Origin of the sequence: Granulicella sp. L56 (genome assembly GCF_009765835.1) — a bacterium.
Lineage (GTDB): Bacteria > Acidobacteriota > Terriglobia > Terriglobales > Acidobacteriaceae > Edaphobacter.
Map to the genome: position 1 here is coordinate 500,690 of NZ_LMUS01000006.1, position 22,970 is coordinate 523,659.

A 22,970-nucleotide genomic window follows, 5' to 3' on the forward strand; every position below is an offset into this window, starting at 1 on the left:
CGATTAAGTCCCATGCCCTCTAAATTTCTGTGCGTTCAACCCGCAAATCCACGCTAATCCGTCTGCATCCTTCACGCGATAGCGAAATGCATCCGACAAATGTTTCACCGTATCGGTAGCCAGCACAGTATGCTCATCCATCGCATGAGCCGCAAAATCCCCCGCTAAGCCATGCATGTAAACCGCAGCCTCCACTGCCCGAGCCACATCGTTAGGAAACTGTGCCAGCATCGCCGCCACAATCCCTGTCAAAATATCTCCGCTGCCGCCCTTCGCCATCGACGGATTCCCCGTCGTGTTCACCGCCACGCTGCCATCAGGATGAGCCACCAGCGTCCGCCATCCCTTCAGCACCAGCGTCAACTCATGGTCGGTTGCAAAACGCCGCGCCAAGCCTACACGGTCCGCTTCGACTTCCTTGACCGTCATCCCTGCCAGCCGCGCCATCTCCCCCGGATGCGGCGTCAACACCATCGTCCGTCCTGTGCCCTTCAACAAATCCGTCTTACCCACAAACGCATTCAAACCATCGGCATCGATCACAACCGGCACCTCGGTCTTCGCCACAAGCTCGCGCGCAAACTCCGAAGCATCTCCGTCTGTCCCCAGCCCCGGCCCCACTGCAAGGACAGTAATCCCCTTCATCAGCCTCTGCAGCCGGTCGCCTTCAAGATTTCGCAGCAACCCCTGCGCTTCGACCAGCGCGGAGATCATCAACTCAGGGGCAACCCCTGCCACCATCCCGACGATGCTTTCAATCACTCCCGCAGTAACTAGACCGGCTCCGGCACGTAAAGCCGCAAGCGAGGCCATCGCCGGAGCGCCAGCCTTCCCCCACGCACCGCCCACCAACAGTACATGCCCAAACTTTCCCTTGTTCGAGTTCATTCCCCGAGGCTTTTCCGCCACGGCCTTCGCGCTTCCCGTCCAGGTCAACCGCGTCTCCGACTTTACTGCGGCATCCGGCGATCCAATACCTGCCACGACCACCGACCCAAACGTAGACGCGGTCAGATGGCCGAAGACGTGAGCCAGCTTAGGAGCTGTAAAGGTCACCAGAGCATCCGCGCGAAACGCCCCCTCGACCGTCTGCGACATCGAATCGGCATCCCATCCCGAAGGCAGATCCACAGCCACCACTGGCACGTTCGACTCTTTCAGCAAATCCCGTGCGGTCAGAGCAAGTCCTCGCAGCGGCGGCTTGAAGCCGGTCCCCACAACCGCATCAATCACTAATTCACTTTCGTCCAATGCTTTAGCCAGCGTTACTTCATCTTCAACTTTCAGAATAGAAGTCTCGCCACCTTCCGCCTGTAACCGTCCCCATGCGGCGGCAGCCTCGCCTTTCAGCTCACTCCCGCTTCCCAGCAGCACGATCTGCACCGTCTTCCCCGCTCCTGCAAGCACCCGCGCCGCCACAAGCCCGTCGCCGCCATTGTTGCCCTTACCGCAGAGCACTGTCACTCGCGAAGCCGCCGGATACTGGCGCAGGCAAAAAGCAGCCACCGCACTGCCAGCCGCTTCCATCAGGTCACCGAGCGGAGTTCCAAACTCCTGCACGGTACGACGATCCGCCGCGCCCATCTCTGCCGCTGTCAGAATCTTCATCTATCCGTTCTACGCTGTTCGCCCACCCGGCGCCACTGCGCTAATTTCCGCCCAGGCTCCCTGTCTCAACCGTCGGCGACTTCGGCGAAAAGTAGCTATTGTCCCAAAGTGCCCGGTAGAACTGGCCGGTCAACTCCGCCGCCTTCGGCCCAAAGGTAGGCCGTCCGCCTTCCAGAAAAAAGACCGTGACGATCCGTCCGTTCGGCGTATTCGCATACGAGGCAAACCATCCAAATCGCGTTCCGTCGTTCGAGCAGGTGCCCGTCTTTCCCATCACAGGAAACTCGCTGAAACTAGCCCGCAGCGATCTTGCCGTGCCATACGAACTGCCAACCGCACCCTCCATTCCCGGAATGATCTCAGGAATAATCGGTGCAATGTTCAACGTCCGCTTCACCCGCGGGGTAAAGTCCGCTACCTCCTGCGGCGTCTCAGGATGTTGCAGATAATAAAGCGTTCCGCCGTTCGCAATCGCCGAAACAATCGCTCCCAACTGCAACGGCGTCATCGAGATGCTCTCACCGAACGAGCACATCCGGCCAACGCCACCCAGCTTCTCCGGCAGCGGCTCATCCGGATAGACCCCTAACTGTTCTCCCTGAATGTGATAACCGGCCAACTCTCCCAAGCCAAACTGGTTGGCATAGTGCTTCACCCGCTCAAAGCCAAGCGTCCGCCCTAATACCTCGAAGTAGGGGTTGATCGACTTCGCCAGCGCATACGTCAGATTGATCTTGTATCCGTGTCCCAGGTTCACGGGGGTGTCCCTGGTGATGATGCCTTCTTCGAGCGCAGCCAGCGCCACCGACAGCTTGATGGTCGAGCACGGCTCCGCTCCCCGCGACAGCGCCAGCTTCTGATTCACCATGGCCAGAATCCGGCCGTTGTCAGGATTGATCGCAACCGCCGTGCCGTTCATGTTGCCCAGCGCTTCAATCGCTGCTGCGCGCACAATCGGATCCTCGCCCGCGGTCACATCCCCTAGCGTCAGGTTGTCCGCATACGAGCTTGCCGTGAAGCGCTCCGAATACCTATACCGGTGCCGTGTCCGTCGAACCGCCAATACGGCCCGCCCATTGCGTCTGCGTCCATGCACCGCAACTTTGGTTGACGTTACATGTCGGCGGCCATGCGTCGTCTTCGCCACCGCACGGCTGTGCCTCGCACGCGAAGCCCTCGTCGAGGTATGAGTCGTTCCTGCGCTATGACGTTTTGCGAGTCGGGTCGTCGGGTCGGCATTAGCCCCAACGCATAGACCAAGGCATAAAAGAATGGCGCAAACTGACTTTAAGTATCTCGACATAAAGGACCCGGTTTCTTCAAATGCAATCAAGCTGCCATTCCTGCTAGCTATACCTTAAAACAATCTCACCCATATCGACATCACCAGATAGCGTCAGTTGCCACGTCGCAGAAATGCGGGAATATCCAGCTCATCCGATTCCGCCGCCGCCCCCGCAGCGTCATTGAAAGAGGTTCCGCGAACCGCAGCCTCACCCGGTTCTGCCATCACAACTCGAACATTCTCTTGTTGTTGGACGCGCGCGGGCGCGGAAAAGTGACTTGTCTCCCTCGCCCGGGTTGAAGTCCCGTCCGAATCTGCCTCTTCGCCAGATCCCGATCCCTGAAAGAAATCATCGTCAAAGACCGACGCCGGCACTGGAATCAACTCCGGAGACGCCTCGGCCCTGGCCGCTGGCCGCTGCACTTCCGTAAATGACTCCGGTGAAGAATCCTCCGGCTTGAACGTGGGCGTAGCCTCAAACTCAGCTTCGCTGGCAAAACGAGCAGCCCGCGATGTCGACACTCTGGGCTGAATCGGCACATCATACCGCATCGTCGGCAGCGTCGCCTCGGCCAGCATCCGCTCGCGCCGCTGCGGCATCTCCTGCTGCCGGAAACCCGTGGCGATGACCGTAATCTTTACCTCGTCGCCCATGGTCTCGTCCTGCACCGCGCCAAAGATGATGTTGGCGTCCTCGTGAGCCGCGCTCTGGATGATTCCCGAAGCCTCGTTCACCTCGCTGAGCTTCAAGCTGCTCGACCCGGTAATATTGATCAAAATTCCCCGCGCTCCATCGATCGCACCCGCCTCCAGCAGGGGCGAAGCCATCGCGGCCATCGCAGCCTCCGCGGCCCGGTTCTGGCCCGTGCGCTGCGCCGTTCCCATCACCGCATAGCCCATCCCTGCCATCGTCGTCTTCACGTCGGCAAAGTCGCGGTTGATGACGCCCGGAATCGTAATGATGTCCGAAATTCCCTGAACACCCTGCCGCAGAACATCGTCGGCAATGCGGAAGCTCTCAAAGAACCCGGCATCCTTGGCCACTGCCAGCAGCTTCTCATTCGGAATCACGATCAGCGTATCGACCGATTCCAGTAGCTCCTGCATCCCGCGCTCGGCCTGCTGCATGCGCCGCTTGCCTTCAAACGCGAAGGGCCGCGTCACCACGGCAACCGTCAACGCGCCCATCTCGCTGGCCAAAGAAGCGATCACCGGAGCCGCGCCTGTCCCCGTCCCGCCGCCGAGACCGGCCGTCACGAACACCATGTCCGCGCCTTCGAGCGCCTCGATGATCTTGTCCGAATCTTCGAGAGCCGCCCGGCGGCCCACATCCGGGTTCGATCCCGCACCCAGCCCGCTCGTAAGCTTCACGCCCAACTGAATCTTTACCGCGGCATTCGACGATTGCAGCGCCTGCACATCGGTATTCGCCGCAATAAACTCAACGCCTTCAACGTTGGCCGCAATCATGCGGTTCACGGCGTTATTGCCGCCGCCGCCCACGCCGATCACCTTGATCTTCGCCCCACGGGGAATCTCATCGTGATAGTGAATGCGAATGTCGTCGTCGGGCAGATTTGGCATGGCAGCAGTTGCTCCTGGAAGGATCAAAGTTACCTGCTAATTCTCCCATCAACAGCCCAACCACGCATCCTTGATTTTCCACCGCACGTACCACCAATGGTTCAGTGATGAGGTTTATCCACCGCTGCCTGCAAATAACTGCAGACGCATTCAACCACAGGCGACAACATTTCCATCGTCTATTCAGATTCTCAATGTCAATTTACAGGCACGCCAACGGGATCGGCGGCCAGCCAAAGCGGCTCAACGTTCTTAGGATCCAACTTCTCATCTGGCTTCTTCTCCAGAAAGCTGAGAAGCCTCTCGGCAATCGCCGCAGGTTCGTTCATAGGCAGAAAGTGCCCCGAGTCCGTCATCACCATCTCCGAGTCAGGAATCAATCCAGATGCACGCGTCGCAAAGCTTGCAGGCACAGCAGGATCGTGCGCGCCATGAAAGATCAACGTTGGCATCAGAAGCTCCGGCAACAATGCCGGAATCGCCGCGAGCACTTCTTCGGGTCTCCCCCATCGCAACAGCGACATTAATCGCCACGATCCCAGCGGCCCACGGAACGGTGCACGAAAATCCGCCAGGACAGCGCGCCCCGCCTGACTGCCATCGAGCGTCCTTCGCATTATCAGCTTCCAGAAGATCAGGCTCACCAAGGGCGCCAGCAACTCCCCCAACACAGGTTTCCGCAACAATTCGAAGAGAAAAAACGGCTCCAGCTCCGGGAAGATCGAAGGAGTCAACAGTGCCAAACGGCCCGTGTGCGCGGGATGCTGGTGCGCATAATGCACCGCAATCGCGCACCCTGCGTCGTGACCGACTACGTGCCACTTCTCTACCTTGTTTTCAACGCGAAGAGCTTCGAGCGCCACCACAATTGCATTCAACTCCCCGAATCCTTGACGCGTCTTCGGCGTTCTTCCCAGTCCGGGCAGATCCACTGCCATACACGTATAGGTTCCTGACATCCTCTCGATCACCCCATCCCACAGATGGCAGCTCGTAGGAATGCCATGAAGAAACAAGACAGCATCTCCGCTCCCTTGAGAGAGCAGGTACATTCCATCTGCCTTGTTCCGAGCTTTCAACATCGGCATCATGCCTGCACCTCGCAGGCTTCTGCTTCTTCTTTACAGATCCCGTGCAGCGCAGACGCCGCTGCTCGCCAAAGATTCAACAGGCAATTGAACAGCAGCGTTCCGAACACACCCTCGGGACGAATCCGCGCATAGACCGTATTCATGCTCCAGGCTGGCACGGTGTACACGTCGCCTGCCAATAAAGCACCGATGCGCTCTCGGACCGGCCAATCATAGACCACCTTCTCGATGCCGCAGTTAAAGAACTTTGCCAATGCTTCCACTCTCTTGCTGTACATTGCTGTAGCCAGCCACGGAAGCCTCTCGCGATCGCGGTACCGGATTAAAAGGCTCGACGCTTCGGACGCATGTCGCAACGCTGCCGTCACACCGTTCGAGGTCATCGGATCGACCATCGCGGCAGACTCGCCGACAATCAGCCAGTTAGGACCAGCCACGTTGTCATACACACGGCAGCGAAAAGAAGTGGTAAATGGCGACCCCGTACCGGTCTCTTGCAGTAACGCATCGAAGCGAGGAAATTGTTCCAGCTCTCCTTTGTAGATCTCCTCGACCGTGCGTCCCTGCTGGCGCTTCGTCTTCATCACGTCACCGGTTGTCACATACCCCACACTGATGGTCTCCGGGTTGATCGGGACCTCCCATATCCATTCCATGTAGCTGGACCTCGCCCGCTGCGCATACAGCGTCGTTCCCTCTCCCGGCTCCCGCACCTTGAAGTAGTTCCACACCGCCACTTTCTTTGGCCCATATTCATGCAGGGGCAATTTAAATGCCCGCGCAAGCACGCTCGCCGCCGAGCCCGAGGCGTCGATATATCGCGAACAGACGATCTTGTGCCCCTCCGCAGTATTCACGGCAACCACCCTGCGGCCTTCGATCTCCACATTGGCCACCTTGTCATACAGGTGCCTTACCCCATGGGACATCGCAATCTCGCGGAGCGCTTCGTTCAAGCGTGGCCGGTCCACATGCAGCGTGCGCAGTTCAAGATTGAATGGAGCACGCCCCAACCACGCGGCAGGGACATAATGGCGCTCGGAGCCGTCACCCAGCTTCAAGATAACGTGCCTCTTGTAAGTGGCAATCCCATCATCGATCAGGCGCTCCATCGGTAAACCGAGCACCTCCAGAAGTGCCGGAGCAGACCAATCCAGTGACTCGCCTACCGGGTGGCTCCCATTTTGATCCGGCCCCACGCATAGAACCTTCCAGCCTGCCCTGGCAAGATGAATCGAAGCAGCCATGCCTGCGATGCCACCTCCGATCACAGTTACATCGGCAATGTTTTCTTCATGTGCCACCCAGATCGCTCTCCCCTCGCCCGAAGACTGGCCTTCACCCCGAAGTTCGGGCGAGTTCCATCTCGGCGAGAATCTTAGCTTTGTAAAGTCAATCGCGCATCCACCCAGGGATTGAGACACATCTCAACCCAAACGAAGATTCTGAGTAGAGCTATGCAGCCTGTCTCAATTTGAACTTTTACCCATCCACCCGAATGCATCTTCAGAGGTCAAACTAGAAACTTCCAGCAAAGATAGCCTTCAACTTCGATCTCAATCCCTGCTCCTCGCTGGCCTTTCGCACTTGTGTCCTGTGCGTATAGAGCAGCATCCCGATCACCGCAGCAAACTCCGGCTTTGCCAGCTCCTCCGGCATCCGTGACAGCGGCACCGGAAAACCGATCCGCGCCGGAACCCGCAACAGGCTCTCCGCATTGTCCAGCAGGCCAATCAGGTTCGCACCGCCGCCAGTCAATACGCACCCTGCTCCCAACGCCTCGAGCACGCCGCCGGTTCGCAGATTGTCCCGCAGCATGGTGAATAGCTCCCGCGCCCGAGGCTCCAGAATCTCAGCCAGAAATCTCTGCCTTACCAACCGTGCCGGCTGCCCACCCGAGTACGCCAGGTTTCCGCCAACCTCGATCTCGTTCAACTGCGGCACCGCCGTCACCACGCAGTGGCCATAGATCTTTTTCAACTCCTCGGCCTCTTCCACGGTCACATGCAGACCGACAGCAAGGTCGTTGGTAAAGTGGTCGCCGCCAATCGGCAGCACCGCCGTGTGCGCAATCGATCCCTCAAAGTAAACCGCCAGCTCCGTTGTGCTCGATCCTATATCGGCGATGCAGACGCCAAGCTCACGCTCATCGGCGCTCAGCACCGACTCTGCCGCGGCGATCCCTTCATACACCGTATCCAGCACCTCAAGCCCGGCCCGGTTCGCGCAGGTAATCACGCTCTGCGCCACGCCGCCCGAGCAGGTTGAAAGATGCAGATTCACCTCAAGCCTATTGCCGACCATTCCCACCGGGTCATGAATTCCCGCCTGGTCGTCCAGAATGAACTCCTGTGGCAGCAGATGTAGTACTTCGCGGTCAGGCGGCAGCGCCACACTGCGCGCCCTGTCGACCGCAGCCCGCACTTCTTCGCGCGTAATCTCGCGCATACGGCTGCCCATGCTGATACCGCCTCGCGAGTTCACCCCGCGAACATGCGTTCCACCAATCCCCACAACAGCCGTTTCGATTACCGCCTTCGCCGTGCGTTCAGCCGTCAGCGCAGCGCGATTGATCGCCTCCGCCGCTGGGCCAAGCTCCGCGATCAAGCCCTTGCGCATCCCACGCGAAGGCTCGATGCCATGACCGCGATATCGCAGCACGCCGTCCAGCAGCTCTGCCACCAGCACGCAGCTCTTGGTGCTGCCTGCATCCACTACCGTAATGAGGTTTTCCTGCTTCTGGTTCACGGATGGACCACCTGAGAAGAATGATAGCGGGAATTCCCCGCCGCATGATGTACAACTCGCGCGTGCGCCTTCGCGGCCGCTCGATGGGCCCTGGCCTTCGCTGCAGCGCGCTTCCACTTCGAAACCGGGGCCCTCTTCGCCACCACATGGGCCTTGGCACGCGGCTTCACTGCCACCTTAGCCACAGGCTTCGCAGCCGCCTGCGCCGGAGCGACCGTACTCTCGTCGCCCGTCGAAGCCGCAGTCGGCACAATCGACACCGAACTACCCCCTGCCGCCGCTCCTTGCTGCATCTCCAGCACCACCTGCCGTTCATATCGCATGTCTACCGACGACAGCGCCGGATACTGCGTCCGCCACTCGGCCAGATGCTCTTCAAACTTCCGGTAGCGGTTCAGAAAATCCGTATCTCCAAAGTGCACCAGCACGTCCTTCCCGCCGTCGGGAATCACCGCCTTCACGTCCTCCGGGTTCGACAGGTCTATCTCGCTTAGCTTCTCCGAGATCTTCTCCCCCGAGCTATCGAGGTCCGACGTGAACTGCTCAAAGATCTTCATCCGTGCCGTCCGCGTAGAGAGAGGATCAGAGACCACAATCCCCGTCACCACCGGAAACGAATAATGCGCATCGCCATGCTGCGGCATATCCAGCAGCACGCCGCTTGCGTCCACCAAGCCAATCTGACTTCCCTGCCGCACAAACGCTACCGGCGTGCGCTCCACAATCGAGACCCGCAGCCGGTTCGGCAGCAACCGCATCACCGTCGCATGTTCCACCCACGGCAACTGCTGCAGCTCCGCCCGCCGCTGCGCCAGCGAAACATAAAAGATGTTCCGCTCCACATCTTCGCCAAAGATATTGATCAGGTCGTCCCGCGTTAGGTGCACATTGCCCTGAATCTCGATCGAAGATGCCGACTGGATAAAGAATCGCGGATCATGCATCACGCTGTCCCTGACCAGCAGCAGAGCCCCGAAGCAAAGCCCTGCCAGCACCACCAGGGCAGCGCCAGCCGCCATCCGGCTCCACTTCGTCTTCGGCAGCCCCCAGCGAAACCGTAGCTGTACCCCACGCTGCCTGCGTCCGGCAGGAGTGTCATCGTCCTCCGGAAAATCATCGGCAAAGTCTTCGCTGAAGTCGCGACGCAGCTTTCTCTTAGGTACCACAGACGTTCGTCTGGGAGCCCTCGTTTCACGGGCATAGTCCTGCTCGGGCGCATCTAGCACCGCCGCACCGCGTTTCGAAGATACATTACTATTTCGCAAACTTGAGCAAGGTCGCGAGAATCGCCACCCCGAATATAACCTGTCACGAACCCATTTCCACCCAACATCTTTCCTATGTACCCTTTGAGGAACATGCAGAACTCATGCGAAACTCACCCTCGCAACCCCTCTAAAATCATCGCTGCCGCCAGCGAAACGCTCCCAGCGCCCAGCGTCAGCACAACATCTCCCTCCCGCGCCTCCCGCACCAGGGCCTCCACCCCAGCCGCAATCGACGCGGCATACTCCACTTTGGCCGAGCCCGCAGCCGCAATCGCCTTCACCAGCGCCCCGGCATCCACCCCGGCAATCGGCTCTTCGCTGGCCGCATAGATGTCCAGCACCTTCACCACATCTGCATCTCCAAACGCCGCGGCAAAATCCGCCATCAGGTCGCGCGTCCGCGTAAACCGGTGCGGCTGAAACAGCACCAGCACCCGCCCATACCCGCACTCCCGCGCCGCCTGCAGCGTGGCCACAATCTCCGTCGGATGATGCCCGTAGTCATCCACCACGGTCACGCCTCGCGCCACACCCTTCACCTGAAACCGGCGATCAACCCCGCGAAAGCTATCCAGCCCCACCGCAATCTGCTCCGGAGCCACGCCCAACTGCACCCCAATCGCCACCGCAGCCGCCGCATTCAGCACATTATGCCTCCCGGGAACATGAAGCCGGAATGGCCCCATCACCAACCCCTTGTAGTTCACCTCAAACCGCGAGTGGCACCCATCTTCCCTCTCAATCATCTCCACCCGGAAGTCCGCATCCTCGCTCGTGCCATAGGTATAGACCTTCCGTTTCACGCGAGGCAGCACCGCCCGCAGCAGCTCATTATCGATACAGGCCGTAGTCGCGCCATAAAACGGCAGCCTGTCCATAAACTCGACAAACACGTTCTCCACATCCGCCATATCCGCATAACAATCCATATGCTCGCGGTCGAGATTCGTCACCACTCCCAGCACCGGCGACAGCTTCAAAAACGAACGATCACTCTCATCCGCCTCCGCCACCAGATAATGCGAGTTCCCCAGCCGCGCATTCGATCCCAGTGAATCCACACGCCCACCCACCACCACCGTAGGATCCAGCCCCCCGCCCGCCAGCACAGCAGCAATCATCGAAGTCGTCGTCGTCTTGCCATGCATCCCAGCCACAGCGATGCCATACTTCAGCCGCATCAGCTCCGCCAGCATCTCCGCCCGCTGAATCACGGGAATCTTCCGCGCCCGCGCCTCAACCACCTCGGGATTATCCTTACTCACCGCCGAACTGGTCACCACCACATCGCTGGCAGCCGCATTCGCCGCCGCATGGCCCTCAAATATCCAAGCACCGAGCCCCACCAGCCGCTCCGTCACGGCACTTCGTCGCAGGTCGCTGCCCGAGACCGCATACCCCATCGTCAGCAGGATCTCCGCGATCCCGCTCATCCCAATCCCGCCGATCCCGATAAAGTGGATCCGCTGCGTAGGCGCAAACAAGAAATGTCCAGAAGGTGCAACCGGCACAAACATATCTTCCACTCTAGCAGCGCTGCATCCTCAAAGCACAGCAAAGCTTTGAGGATACAGCCGAAGCAAAGCACCTGTTCAGCACCACGAAAGCACGTCATCTCGACCGAAGCGTAGCGCAGTGGAGAGACCCCTGTATTTTGTCGTCGCTCCTGCCGCCACCCGCTTTCGGCTCCGAGACATCGCCTATGGAACCTGAATCGTAGCGTCGAGCTTGATGTCAGCAGACGAATCGCCAACCATTAGCTTCACCGGCTCCGACTCAACCACAAACTTCGACTCCTTCTCATTCCAGTAAGCAAGCTGCTGCGCATCCAGCGGAATCTCCACCGTCTTTGTCTCGTTCGGCTGCAGCGAAACTCGCTGGAAGCCCTCAAGCTCTTCACGAGGCCGCGAGACCTTCGACTTCAAATGCTGAACATAAAGCTGCACCACCTCATCCCCCGCCCTCGTGCCCGTATTGGTCACATCCACCGCGACGGTGACATGTCCATCCTTCGCAAGACGCGAAGCACTCGGCTTGAGGTTCGAGAGTTTAAAAGTCGTATAGCTCAGGCCATAACCAAAGGGATAGAGTGGCTCTCCCTTGAAGTACATATAGGTGCGCCCATCGCGAATGTTGTAGTCCATCATCGCAGGCAGTTGATCGACTGACTTCGGCCAGGTCGTCACAAGGTGGCCGCCAGGGTTGTAGTCGCCAAACAGTACCTTCGCGATAGCCGTGCCCTCATCCTGCGAGGCGTGCGCCATATGAAGAATCGCGGGAACATTCTCCTGCGTCCAGTTGATCGCAAACGGAAAGCTCGAAACCAACACCACAATCGTGTGCGGATTCACCTCATATACCTGCTTGACCAACTGCTCCTGCTGGCCAAGCTCGATGCTGTCGCGGTCGCGTCCCTCGCGCCCGTCGGAGGGCGACGTGCAAGGCAGCGTGCCGTTGCCGGTCCAGTCATGCGCCATGTCCGGGCCGCAGGTCGGATCGTTGCCGACAAAGACAATCGCAACCTCAGCCTTGCGCGCCGCGTTCACAACAGCGTTATGAGTCTCGTCAGCAGCGTAGATCACCTTGGTCTGCGGCCCAACAATCTTCTGAATACCCTCCAGCGGCGTCACCTTATAAGGAGGCGTGCCGCCGTACCAGTCCCAATGAACCGAGTCCGCCAGCGGCCCAATCACGGCAATCGACTTGAGCGTCTCCTTGTTGAGCGGAAGCGTAGCCTTGTCGTTCTTAAGCAGAACCACTGACTCCAAAGCAATCTTCTTCGAGACCGACGTATCCGCCTCAGTCGTCCAAGGCTCAGGCGAATCTTTCACGCTTGCATAAGGCACCATCGAAGCCGGATCGAGCAGCCCCAGCTTCAGCGTGATGCGAAGCTTAGGCCGAACCAGCGCGTCAAGATCGGCGACAGTAATCGAGCCATCTTTAAGTGCAACGCGGGTCTCATCCTTATAGGTATCGAGGAACTGGTTGATACCTGCCTTCAAACAAGCAACCACCGCAGCCTGCTGGTCGGGATAGCTCTTGGAGTCCTTGACCAGCGCCTTCACCGCGCCGCCATCGCTCGACAGAATATCGACGCCCCACTGCTTGACCAAAATACTCTTCAGCACCGGATTGACGGCCATGTGCGTTCCATTCCATGCGTTGTACGAGGCCATCACCGCCTTGGCTCCGCCATCGAGAAAGCCCATGCGAAACGGAACAGAGTAGTACTCCCAGAAGAGCCGCTGATCGAAGTCGGATGAAGTCTTGGTGCGGTCCTTCTCATTGCTGTTGGCGAGGAAGTGTTTGAGCAGCGACGCCGCCTGCCAGTAGTGCGGATCATTCCCCTGAAGTCCGTGGATGAAGGCAGTCACCATGGTTCCGTTGAAGAAAGGATCTTCCCCATAGACCTCTTCGCTGCGGCCCCAGCGCGGATCGCGCGCAAGGTCGGACTGCGGCCCCCACAGCATCAGGATGGGGTGGTGATACTTCTCCGTCTGCGAGATGAACCGCGCCTCGTGGCCTTCGACGCCAGCGGCCTCGCGCACGATGGCCGGGTCCCACGTCTCCCCCATGCCGGGAGGCTGTGGAAACTGCGTCGTCGGAATCGCTGGATGCGCGTGGGCTCCATCTTCACGCTCGCGCTGCACCACACCATGAATGCCCTCGGAGCTGCCGAAGCTCGGAATGCCGAGACGTTTCACAGACGTATCCGTACTGAGAAAGTCGATCTTCTCCTCGGTCGTCATCAGCGAAATAATGTTGTCGATGCGCTGTTCGGCGGAGAGCGACGTATCGCGAAACGGATAGGTCGTTGGCTGCTGTGCGAAGGCTGGCGAAAGCGTAAGGGCGAAGACGCTGAGCGAAATGACAATCGATTTGATCTGCATGATGGCCTTGGGTCCGTATCTTCCGCGAACCAAGCGCAGTGCAGGATTTGGCTGCCACCACTGCGCTCATTCCCGAGAGGCACCCATGCTACCACCGACAGCGGCACTAATTCGATTGAATAGCTGCATTTTTTTGAAATTTGATACCCCGACCGCAACGGCCACAAAGCGCACCGTGCCGAACACCTTATACTTCACTCAGGGTTGAAATCAGGCTGTCCTGCATTTACCCGCCAACTTGCCCCCGAGGAATTCATGGCCGTATTGATTGAAGCGATCAACATCAAGCGCAAGACTATGTTCGAGCTTGACAATGCCCCCTACGCCTGTCTGGATTCAGACATCACCACCCCCACCGCACGCGGTGGCCAGACCCTGGTGCGCCTCAAGATGCGCAACCTGCTCACCAGCGCCGTCTTTGAAAAGACCTTCAAGGCCAATGACAAGTTCAAGGAGCCCGACCTGCAACTGGTCCCCGCCTCCTATCTCTACAGCGACGGCCAAGGCTCTCACTTCCTCGATCAGGAGAGTTACGAGACCCTCACCCTCGACGAAGGCATGGTCGGCAACGCGCTCGACTTCCTCATCGAAGGCACAGAACTCCAACTGCACAAGTACAACGGCAATCCCATCGGCCTGCAACTGCCGATGTTTGTCGAACTGAACGTCACCTATGCCGAACCGGCAGCGCGAGGCGACTCATCGAGCGGCAGCGGAACCAAGATGGCCAAGCTCGAAACCGGCCTCGAACTCCGCGTTCCTCCCTTTATCAAAGAAGGCGAAAAGGTGCGAGTGACAACAGAAACTGGAGAGTTTTCAGGCCGCGCCGACAAAAGCTAGCCACTCCTCCTCGCCCAATCCAAACTGCATGAGCTAAAAATCGACCACGGTAAGATCGAGCGGAAACTCTGACTTCTTGCTGGAAGGATGGGCAGACAAATCTTTGCTCCACTCTCCATCAATCCCGCTGGCGTTGAACTGCGCGGCTGGCAACTGCCCGGCTACGGCGAAGTGATCGATCACATAGGGCAAGCCTGATGAACCGAGCACCGAAGCGCCATCCATGAGGTGAAAGTGCAGGTGAGGCGCCGAAGTATTGCCGGTGTTGCCCAGCAGAGCAAGCACCTGCCCGCGCTTCACATGATCGCCCATGGATACGAGCAGTGAATCTTTCTGCAAATGGGCGTAAAAGGCATATTTGCCATGCCCCAGGTCCAGCACAATATGGTTGCCATCGACGTTTTTGATGGTGATGGACTTTGGATCAGGCAGGATCCCGGGAATCTGGTTGTCCAGATTGGCGAGGGTATCGACAACGGTGCCGTCAGCCACGGCAATAACCTTGACGCCATAACCCGCATAATCCTTCACGCTCTTGCCGTCGCCGTGGAAGACTTTGGCATCGGGATAGAGCAGCATCCAGTCGATGGCGAAGCGCTGCGCGAAGTAAATCTGGCCGTTGACGGAAAGCGCTGAGCCGCGGTGAATGCCCGTGGGTTCGCAGCAACCGTTGAAAGCAACCCAGCCCTTGCCTTCAAGCGGCGGCCCAAGCACGGTCACGTCCGTGCCTACGCTGATCGGAGCCATGGTGTCCGTATACGGCACCGTCTCGCCCTTTGGCGAACCCGGAGGTCCAGCAGCCATCAGATGAAAACGGTGCAGCAGCGTCGCCGGAGGATGGCTGTCCTTGTCCATGGTGAAGTCAACCAGGAAGAGACGGCTCCCGCTGGATTCTATCGGCGATACCGCTTCTTCTCCCCGCCCCGTGGCGCGCAGGCGAGCGTGGAGAGCGTCGCCCTCGAAGCTGGCAACGACCTTTGCCGACGCATCCCCGCTCACCACATCGATCTTCTCGATCGTCGCCGGAGCGCTCCCTGTATTCGTAATAACCAGCTCGTAGACAAGATGCAGCTTATTGTCTGTCCCCAGAACCGCAAACGTCGCCGGCCGCAACGCCGATGCAATCACAGGGGTAAAGGCGTCCTCGGAAAGAGCCGGCAACGCCATCATGACAAGGAGCAAAGGAAGAACGGAGGCAAAAAGAAGCCGTCTGGCACGCATAAGCCACCCTTTCGTAATACAGGTTTTCTGATGACAGGAAAGAATAACGCGGCCCCATTAGAACAGGGCCGTCCTCAGATTGCACCTGATTTTTAAATCCGACACATACAGAGCGCGACGCTTCCTCAGCGCGGCACAACACCTCCGCTGCCTCATCGGAACCACTCCACGCCAGACCATTGCTAAACTAGCATCAGCATGGCATTTTCTCTCTTCGGCAAACGCGACAAACCTGAGCAGCAACCCGACCAGCCCACCGCCACACCGGAGGCTGTCTCCCCCCTTGAACCCGCAGAGCAGAAACGCGGCCTCTTCGACCGCATGAAGCAGGCGGTCACTCGCACCCGCGAGTCGTTCACCGAGTCCATCAGCTCCGTCATCGCTCTCACCCGCGAGGTCGACGAATCAACGCTTGTCGGCCTCGAACCCATCCTGCTCCGCGCCGACCTCGGTGCACCGACCACCGCCATCGTCATCGAAAATCTGCGCCAGCGCGCCCTCCGCACCGGCATACAGGGCGGCGCCGAGCTCAAACAGCTCCTCAAAGCCGAGTTGAAGCAGATCCTCGACGGCGTCTCCCACCCCGTCCACCATCCCGCCACGCCACCCGAAGTCATCATGATGGTCGGCGTCAACGGCACCGGCAAAACCACCACCTCCGGCAAGCTGGCCGCCCTCTTCAGTTCGCAGGGCCGCAGCGTTCTGCTCTGCGCCGCTGACACCTTCCGCGCCGCCGCCATCGAGCAACTGGAAGTCTGGGCCCAGCGCTCCGACGTTCCCCTCATCAAGACCAAGCAAGGCGGAGACCCCAGCGCCGCGCTCTACGACGCCTGCTCCGCCGCCAAAGCACGCGGCACGCAAGTCCTCATCGTAGACACCGCAGGCCGTCTCCACACCAAGACCGACCTGATGAAGGAGCTCGACAAGATGCGCCGCACCGCTGAAAAGCTGGTCCCCGGCGCACCCCACCAAACCCTCCTCGTCATGGACGCGACCACCGGCCAGAACGGCCTGACGCAAGCCCGTCTCTTCACCGAGGCCGCCCGGGTCACCGGCATCGTCCTCACCAAGCTCGACGGCACCGCCAAGGGCGGCATCGTCCTCGCCATCGCCACCGAACTCAAGCTCCCCGTCCTCTACGCCGGAGTAGGCGAAAAGATGGAAGACATCCTCCCCTTCGACAGCGCCACCTTCATCGACTCCCTGATCGACTAGCAAAGGCCTCTCTTCTGCGCCGTGGCCGTTCGTTGGCCGCGTAGAAGATCATCCGCACAATAAGCCTCTGTGACTGACTTGATCCAGCAGATCGGTGAAAGGTCATTCACCTTACTTCTTGTCTTTACAGGCTCGGATGGAATCCGCATCGGCCGCGCCCAGATCCACGTGCGAGACTACTCCCGCTTCGACAGATAGCTTTCGCACGGCGTGATGCGGTCCTCCCTCGACGATAGAGTACTTCCCAGGCTTGAGCTCTTCTGCTTTGTACGTTCCGTCGCAGGTCGCCACAATGCCGATGACCGCACCGTGGTTTGCAGTCAAAACGATTTGGGCGCCGGGGTCAGCACTGCCGGCGATAGAACCTGTGGATGCAGCGCCCTGTGCATGCAAAACGTTGGGGGCAAACACAACAAGAGCCGCGATAAAACAAGTAGAGATTTTGAACATTGGTTTCCTTTCAGGTGAAGCTGGTTTCGAGCGTACGGCGTCAAAGGACGTCGCAGTAAATGATCAGATTCTCGGAAGACCGCCGTTGTATGTCATATCCTGGCCGAGACACAGAGGGGCCTTAAAGCGAATACGCGCTAACGCAAGAATTTGTTCCGGAATACACCGTCGAACATCTAGGGGAACTCTAAGTATTGCGACAGCGTGCTGCCCGAGCTTTCATTTTCAGCATGGGTTAAGATAAACTTTAACTAACCAGTTAATCAATGCCCTCAAAGAAGCCCATCCCGCCCCCTACTGACCCGACCGACAAGAGTCGAGAGAAGATCCTCCGCGCTGCCCTGCACGAATTCAGCGCCCACGGCCTCGCCGGAGCACGCACCGACGCCATCGCCGAATCGGCAAACGTCAACAAGGCTCTGCTCTACTATTACTTCAAGAACAAGGAATCGCTCTACGCCGCAACCTTTGAAGCAGCCCTCGGCAACGTCATGCAGAACACCCTCGCCGTGCTCCAGACCAGGTGCTCCCCAGGCGAACTCCTTCTGCGCCTCGCCCTCAACCACTTCGACCGCGTGCTCACCCAGCACGAGTTCCAGAGCCTCATGCAGCAGGAGATGGTGCGCTTCCATCATGGCAAAAGCAGCTCCATCCCCTCACTGACAAGCAGAGTCTTCACTCCGCTCCTCAAAAAAATACAAGCCGCTGTCGAAGAGGGGATCGGCTCTGGCGAGCTCTGCAAAATCGACTGGATGCAGGTCATGTATTCGACCTATGGCTCGAACGTCTTCTACTTCATGAGCGCGCCGATGATGCGCCTCTCGCTGTCCTTCGAACCCTTCGATCCCGCAACCATCGAGTTTCGCCGCAAGGCCGCCGTACAGTTTCTCGGCAACGCCCTCTTCGTCGATCGTTCCCACGGCGCAAAGCTCGTCCGTCGCGTCCTCGCCGCCATGCCCATGCCTGTCCTAGACAAACCACTTGCCTGGAGAACAATTTATGAACGCCCGTAACCGAATCCTCATCCTGATGGGCATCCTTCTGGTCATCGGGCTCTTCTGGTACTTTTTTTCGACCGACCGATCGACCGATCTCCAACTCATCGGCACTGTCGACGCCAACGAAGTCGTCGTCAGCTCACGCATCCCCGGCCGCATCCAGAAGCTCACCGTGGATGAAGGCGACACTGTCACCGCGGGCGAACTCATCGCCAACATTCAAAGCGACGACCTCGCCGCAGCCCGCAACGCCGCCGAAGCCACCGCTCTCAGCCAGAACTTTAAGCTGCAAGGTTCGCAGGACACCCAGCGCCAAACCAAAGGCAGCACCACCAGTCAGGTAGCCAACGCCGAGGCCCAATTACAAGTAGCAAACGCCGCACTGTTGCAGGCGCAAGCCAATTACGAGCATCAACAGGCCGATAGCAACCGTACCATAGCTCTCGCCAAGCAAGGCGTCATGAGCCAGCAGTCGAGCGACGAAGCCATTACCTCTCTGCGCGCGTTGCAAGCCGCCGTCGACTCCGCGAAGCAAAGCGTAGTCGCAGCCAACGCATCTCTCAAACTAGCCGTAGCGAATACCATTCAGGCACAAGCCGCAGCCAAAACCGTAGCCTCCACCCGCAGCGACGTGCAAAACGCAAAAGCCCTCGTCAATCAGGCGCAGGTCGAGCTCGACTACGCCAACGTCCTCGCTCCCATCTCCGGAAGGGTCAACGTTCGCGCAGCCCGTCAGGGCGAAGTCGTCGCCGCCGGAACCCCCATCGTCACCATCACCGACCTCACCCAAACCTGGGTCTACGCTCCGCTCCCCGAGACCGAAGCCGACTCCGTCAAGCTCGGCGACAGCCTCCGCGTGGTCATGCCCAGCGGCGAGGCCATTCAGGGCAAAGTCATCAACAAGTCCGCTGAAGCCGACTTCGCCACCCAGCGCGACGTAAGCCGCCGTAAACGCGACATCAAGACCATCGAGCTTAAGCTCCTCATCCCCAATCCCGGCATGAAGTACACCCTCGGCATGACCGCCGAAGTCTACGTCCCCAAAGACAAGCTGGTGAAGCAATGAGCACCACGCCAGTCACAGCTCAACCAGCCATCTCCGTCCAGAACATCATCAAGCGCTACGGCGACTTCGAGGCAGTCAAAGGCATCACCTTCGACGTAGCCGAGGGCGAGATCTTCGGTCTGCTCGGCCCCAACGGCGCAGGCAAAAGCACCCTCATCCGCATGATGACGACGCTCATCCCCGTCACCTCCGGCAAAGCCATCATCGGCGGCCACGACGTCTCCCGCGACTCCGACGCCGTCCGCCGCATGATCGGCGTCATCCCCCAGGCCCTCACCAGCGACATCGATCTCACCGTCGAAGAGAACCTCTCCATCTACGCCAAGCTCTACGACGTTCCCAAGGCCCGCCGCGAACAAAACATCAACGACCTTCTCGAAGCCGTTGACCTCACCAAGTGGCGCAACGCGCAGACGAAAACTCTCTCCGGCGGAATGCGCCGCCGCCTCGAAATCGCTCGCGGCCTCGTCCACAATCCGCGCATCTTCTTCCTCGACGAACCCACCACCGGCCTCGACCCCGTCTCCCGCGTCGCCGTATGGGAGATGCTCAACAACCTCAAGAACAAGCATCACCTCACCATGCTCATCACGACGCACTACATGGACGAGGCCGACCGCCTCTGCGACCGCATCGCCATCGTCGATCACGGCAAGCTCGTAGCCCTCGACACGCCCATGGCGCTCAAAGCCAACGTCCCCGGCACCAACGTAGTCGAAGCGCAGTTCTCCACCGAATCCACTGATTGGCCCGAGCGTCTGCGGCAACTCGAAGGCGTCATGTCGGTCGAATCGCAAAGCTCCGGCATGTACCGCATCATGACCTCCAGCGGTTCGCTCACCACTATCCAGTTAGTTCAGATGGCCGCCAGCCGAGGCGAAACCATCAAGTCCCTCAGCGTACAAAACACCACCCTCGACGACGTCTTCGTCCACTACACCGGACGCGCACTTCGCGACGAACAAGTGAAAGCGGCCGCCTTCGTCATGCCGCCGCGCCCAGGGATGCAGCCATGAACCGAATGATGGCAATCGTCGAACGCGAGATGCGAAAGTTCTTCCGCTCGCCCGCACTCATGATGGTCTCCATGACCCTCCCGCTGGTGCAACTGCTCATCCTCGGCCACGCCTTCGGCGGCAAGATCCGCAACGCCCGTATGGGCATCGTCGATTACGACCACGGCGCGCAGGCCCTCAAAATCCACGAAGCCTTCGACGCCATCGCCGCCAACATCCGCACCTTCACCACCGTCCCTTACAACAATGAGGTGCAGGCTCGCGAAGACGTCCGCACCGGCAAGATCGACGGCGCCGTCATCATCCCGAAACAATACTCCCGCCGCGTCCTCGCAGGCGACTCCCCCAACATCGGCCTCGTCGTCGACAACACCGACCAGGTCATGAGCGACTCACTCGAGCAGGAGATGCAATCTCTCGTCGACTCCCTCAACGCTCCCATCATTCAGCCGCTCGTCGTCCAGAGCATCGCCCTCAAAATCGTCGAACTCTACCCCTACGTCGAGTACATGAAGTACCTCCTCGCAGGCTCCATCTCGCTCGCCATGTACGTCGCCGTCATGATCGGCGGCGGCATGTTGTACATCGACGACAAGGCCCGTGGCGTCCACGAGGGCTACCTCGTCACTCCCATCACCCGGCTCGAACTGGTCATGGGTCTCAACCTCGCAGGCTCCATCAAAGCCATTCTCTCCGGCATCTGCCTCACCGTCATCGGCTCGCTCTTCGCAGGCATCGGAGCCATCTTCAACCCCATGGCGCTCCTGCAACTCTCGCTCCTCATCGTCGCCACGTCAGTCGCCTTCAACGGCATGATGTTCCTGATGATGGTCCGCGTAGAAGACCCCCTCGTCCCCCGCGCCATGTTCGGCGTCCTCAACACGCTTCTCTTCTTCCCCAGCGGAGCCATCTCGCCCGTCTCCGGCCTTCCCCCCTGGCTCCGCGCCATCGCCGACGTCGATCCCTTCACCTACGCCGTCCACGGCTTCAAAGCCATCCTGCTCAAAGACGGAGGCTTCACCGCCATCTATCCCGACATCCTCTTCCTCTTCGCCTTCGGAATCGGCGCGCTCCTGATCGCAACACCGCTCTTCAAACGCACCCTCTAAGCCTGCCGCTCCTCACCCCTTGTCATACGGCGGCACCTTCCACAAACGTGTCATCCTGAGCGAAGGTGCAGCCGAGTCGAAGGACCTGCGGCTGCAGTTGCCTGTTTTATGCCATCCTAGTCACCGCGATTGCAGATAGACTAGGGCCTCCACCCATCTTTGGAGGCCCGATGCGCCACGCTCTACTCCTGACCCTGCTCGTAGCAATGAGCAGCACTCTAGCTGCACAAGCGCCTCCCCTATCCGACTACGTGGGCACCTACACCGACCGCCCCGGCCACACGCTCGAAATAGTCGCGGGCGATCAACTCTTCGCCGTACAGGACAGCGCAAAGTACAAGCTCCAATCCTCCAAACCCGACGAGTTCATTACCATCACCGGGAACAAAATCCCCTTTATCCGCGACGCCAGCGGCAAAGTCATCGGCTACGAAGAAGACGGCAAACTCCACCCACGCGTCTCACTCTCCATCACGCCGGAGTCCGCCGCCCTCGCCCGCCCGTGGCCACTGAGCAAAGGCACCACGTACCACTACCACCCACCCGCCAATCTTCACGACGGAATCGCCGTAGCCAGCATCACCCACTCCGACCTCGGCGAAGCCACAGCAGACGCCATCGTGAACAGCATCCTCAATGGCACTTACCAGGACGTCCATAGCGTCCTTCTCTACCAGCACGGCCACCTCGTCATGGAAGAGTACTTCTACGGCTACAACGCCACTCGCCAGCATCAACTCCGCTCCGCCACCAAATCAGTCGTTAGCGCGGTGGTCGGCATCGCCATCGACCGCGGCGCTCTCACCGGAGCCAACGAACTCGTGCTCCCCCACATGAGCTACACCACCTACGCCAACCCCGACCCGCGCAAATCGAAGATCACGCTCGGCAACTTTCTCTCCATGAGTTCCGGCCTCGACTGCAACGACCACAGCGGCACCTCTCCCGGCCGCGAGACCGTCCTCGATGACGCGCCCGACTGGGTCAAAGCCACGCTCGATCTCCCCATGATCAACGACCCCGGCAGCAAGGGCTTCTACTGCTCAGGAGGCGTTGCTGTCGCAGGCCGCATGGCCGAAAACGCAACCCACATGTATCTCCCCGACTTCGCCCAGAAAAATCTCTTCGCCCCTCTCGGAATCCCACGCACCAACTGGACGTGGAACTACAACCTCACCAACGCCAACAAGGAGTACTCCCAGATCCATCTCCGCCCCCGCGACATGCTCAAGCTCGGCATCCTCTTCGCCGACGGCGGCAAGTGGAAGGGCCATCAGGTCATCTCCTCCTCCTGGGTGCAGGCATCGCTCACAACCCAAAGTCAGATCGACGGCACCGACTACGGCTATTTCTGGTGGAAGCCCTACTTCAATGTGCCCACCCCCAACGGCATACAGCGCGTCCACTTCAGCGCCGCGCAAGGCAACGGAGGCCAGAAGATTTACCTCCTTCCGCAATACGATCTCGTCGCGGTCTTCACCGCGGGCGATTACAACTCCGGCGGAGCGCCCCCCAACAAGATCATGATCAACATCATCCTGCCGGCACTCATCGCAGCCCGTTCCCACGTAAAGTAATTTC

18 protein-coding genes are annotated in these 22,970 nt (G+C 59.4%); 7 read left to right on the forward strand and 11 right to left on the reverse strand.

The window, feature by feature from the left end; translation table 11 throughout:
* Positions 1 to 3: 3 nt before the first annotated feature.
* The 9 genes from GSQ81_RS09935 to GSQ81_RS09975 form a co-directional block, all read right to left on the reverse strand.
* Complete coding sequence (locus tag GSQ81_RS09935) at positions 4 to 1,608, reverse strand: NAD(P)H-hydrate dehydratase (RefSeq protein ID WP_158910609.1); 1,605 nt, start codon at positions 1,606 to 1,608, stop codon at positions 4 to 6.
* A 40-nt stretch (positions 1,609 to 1,648) separates the two neighbouring features.
* Positions 1,649 to 2,755, reverse strand: coding sequence for a penicillin-binding transpeptidase domain-containing protein (locus GSQ81_RS09940; RefSeq protein WP_371715258.1), 1,107 nt, complete (start codon positions 2,753 to 2,755; stop codon positions 1,649 to 1,651).
* A gap of 249 nt (positions 2,756 to 3,004) precedes the next feature.
* Positions 3,005 to 4,477 carry a cell division protein FtsZ gene (gene ftsZ, locus GSQ81_RS09945; RefSeq protein WP_158910611.1) on the reverse strand — a complete coding sequence of 491 codons (1,473 nt, stop codon included), beginning with the start codon at positions 4,475 to 4,477 and terminating at the stop codon, positions 3,005 to 3,007.
* Positions 4,478 to 4,674: 197 nt separating this feature from the next.
* Entirely contained in the window at positions 4,675 to 5,559 is an 885-nt protein-coding gene (locus GSQ81_RS09950; protein WP_158910612.1) for an alpha/beta fold hydrolase, read from the reverse strand.
* A gap of 5 nt (positions 5,560 to 5,564) precedes the next feature.
* A complete protein-coding gene (locus GSQ81_RS09955; RefSeq protein ID WP_158910613.1) occupies positions 5,565 to 6,872 on the reverse strand; it encodes an NAD(P)/FAD-dependent oxidoreductase in 1,308 nt (435 codons plus the stop codon).
* A 214-nt stretch (positions 6,873 to 7,086) separates the two neighbouring features.
* A complete protein-coding gene (gene ftsA, locus GSQ81_RS09960) occupies positions 7,087 to 8,316 on the reverse strand; it encodes a cell division protein FtsA (RefSeq protein WP_158910614.1) in 1,230 nt (409 codons plus the stop codon).
* Positions 8,313 to 9,482 carry a cell division protein FtsQ/DivIB gene (locus GSQ81_RS09965; protein WP_158910615.1) on the reverse strand — a complete coding sequence of 390 codons (1,170 nt, stop codon included), beginning with the start codon at positions 9,480 to 9,482 and terminating at the stop codon, positions 8,313 to 8,315. The genes ftsA and GSQ81_RS09965 overlap by 4 nt, the downstream gene beginning before the upstream one ends.
* Before the next feature lie 212 nt (positions 9,483 to 9,694).
* Entirely contained in the window at positions 9,695 to 11,101 is a 1,407-nt protein-coding gene (gene murC, locus GSQ81_RS09970; protein WP_158912157.1) for a UDP-N-acetylmuramate--L-alanine ligase, read from the reverse strand.
* 183 nt (positions 11,102 to 11,284) lie between these two features.
* Positions 11,285 to 13,474 carry a glycoside hydrolase family 3 C-terminal domain-containing protein gene (locus GSQ81_RS09975; RefSeq protein ID WP_158910616.1) on the reverse strand — a complete coding sequence of 730 codons (2,190 nt, stop codon included), beginning with the start codon at positions 13,472 to 13,474 and terminating at the stop codon, positions 11,285 to 11,287.
* 255 nt (positions 13,475 to 13,729) lie between these two features.
* Here GSQ81_RS09975 and GSQ81_RS09980 point away from each other — a divergent pair, with 255 nt between their 5' ends.
* A complete protein-coding gene (locus GSQ81_RS09980; protein WP_158910617.1) occupies positions 13,730 to 14,314 on the forward strand; it encodes an elongation factor P in 585 nt (194 codons plus the stop codon).
* A 33-nt stretch (positions 14,315 to 14,347) separates the two neighbouring features.
* Here the strand turns inward: GSQ81_RS09980 and GSQ81_RS09985 are convergent, their stop codons facing one another.
* Complete coding sequence (locus tag GSQ81_RS09985; protein WP_216846414.1) at positions 14,348 to 15,475, reverse strand: M23 family metallopeptidase; 1,128 nt, start codon at positions 15,473 to 15,475, stop codon at positions 14,348 to 14,350.
* A gap of 258 nt (positions 15,476 to 15,733) precedes the next feature.
* On the opposite strand from GSQ81_RS09985, the gene ftsY reads away from it, so the two are divergent.
* Positions 15,734 to 16,750, forward strand: coding sequence for a signal recognition particle-docking protein FtsY (ftsY, locus tag GSQ81_RS09990; RefSeq protein ID WP_158910619.1), 1,017 nt, complete (start codon positions 15,734 to 15,736; stop codon positions 16,748 to 16,750).
* Between the two features lie 111 nt (positions 16,751 to 16,861).
* Here the strand turns inward: ftsY and GSQ81_RS09995 are convergent, their stop codons facing one another.
* Complete coding sequence (locus GSQ81_RS09995) at positions 16,862 to 17,200, reverse strand: hypothetical protein (RefSeq protein WP_158910620.1); 339 nt, start codon at positions 17,198 to 17,200, stop codon at positions 16,862 to 16,864.
* A 266-nt stretch (positions 17,201 to 17,466) separates the two neighbouring features.
* Between GSQ81_RS09995 and GSQ81_RS10000 the strand changes: the two genes are divergently transcribed.
* The 5 genes from GSQ81_RS10000 (at position 17,467) to GSQ81_RS10020 (ending at position 22,966) form a co-directional block, all read left to right on the forward strand.
* Positions 17,467 to 18,213, forward strand: a complete 747-nt coding sequence (locus GSQ81_RS10000; protein ID WP_158910621.1) for a TetR/AcrR family transcriptional regulator — start codon at positions 17,467 to 17,469, stop codon at positions 18,211 to 18,213.
* Complete coding sequence (locus GSQ81_RS10005; RefSeq protein ID WP_158910622.1) at positions 18,200 to 19,264, forward strand: HlyD family secretion protein; 1,065 nt, start codon at positions 18,200 to 18,202, stop codon at positions 19,262 to 19,264. The genes GSQ81_RS10000 and GSQ81_RS10005 overlap by 14 nt, the downstream gene beginning before the upstream one ends.
* Positions 19,261 to 20,280, forward strand: coding sequence for an ABC transporter ATP-binding protein (locus GSQ81_RS10010; protein WP_158910623.1), 1,020 nt, complete (start codon positions 19,261 to 19,263; stop codon positions 20,278 to 20,280). Before GSQ81_RS10005 ends, GSQ81_RS10010 begins: the two co-directional genes overlap by 4 nt.
* Positions 20,277 to 21,389 (forward strand): ABC transporter permease, encoded by a 1,113-nt coding sequence (locus GSQ81_RS10015; RefSeq protein ID WP_158910624.1) that lies wholly within the window; start codon positions 20,277 to 20,279, stop codon positions 21,387 to 21,389. Before GSQ81_RS10010 ends, GSQ81_RS10015 begins: the two co-directional genes overlap by 4 nt.
* Positions 21,390 to 21,559: 170 nt before the next feature.
* Positions 21,560 to 22,966, forward strand: a complete 1,407-nt coding sequence (locus tag GSQ81_RS10020) for a serine hydrolase (protein WP_158910625.1) — start codon at positions 21,560 to 21,562, stop codon at positions 22,964 to 22,966.
* Positions 22,967 to 22,970: the final 4 nt, after the last annotated feature.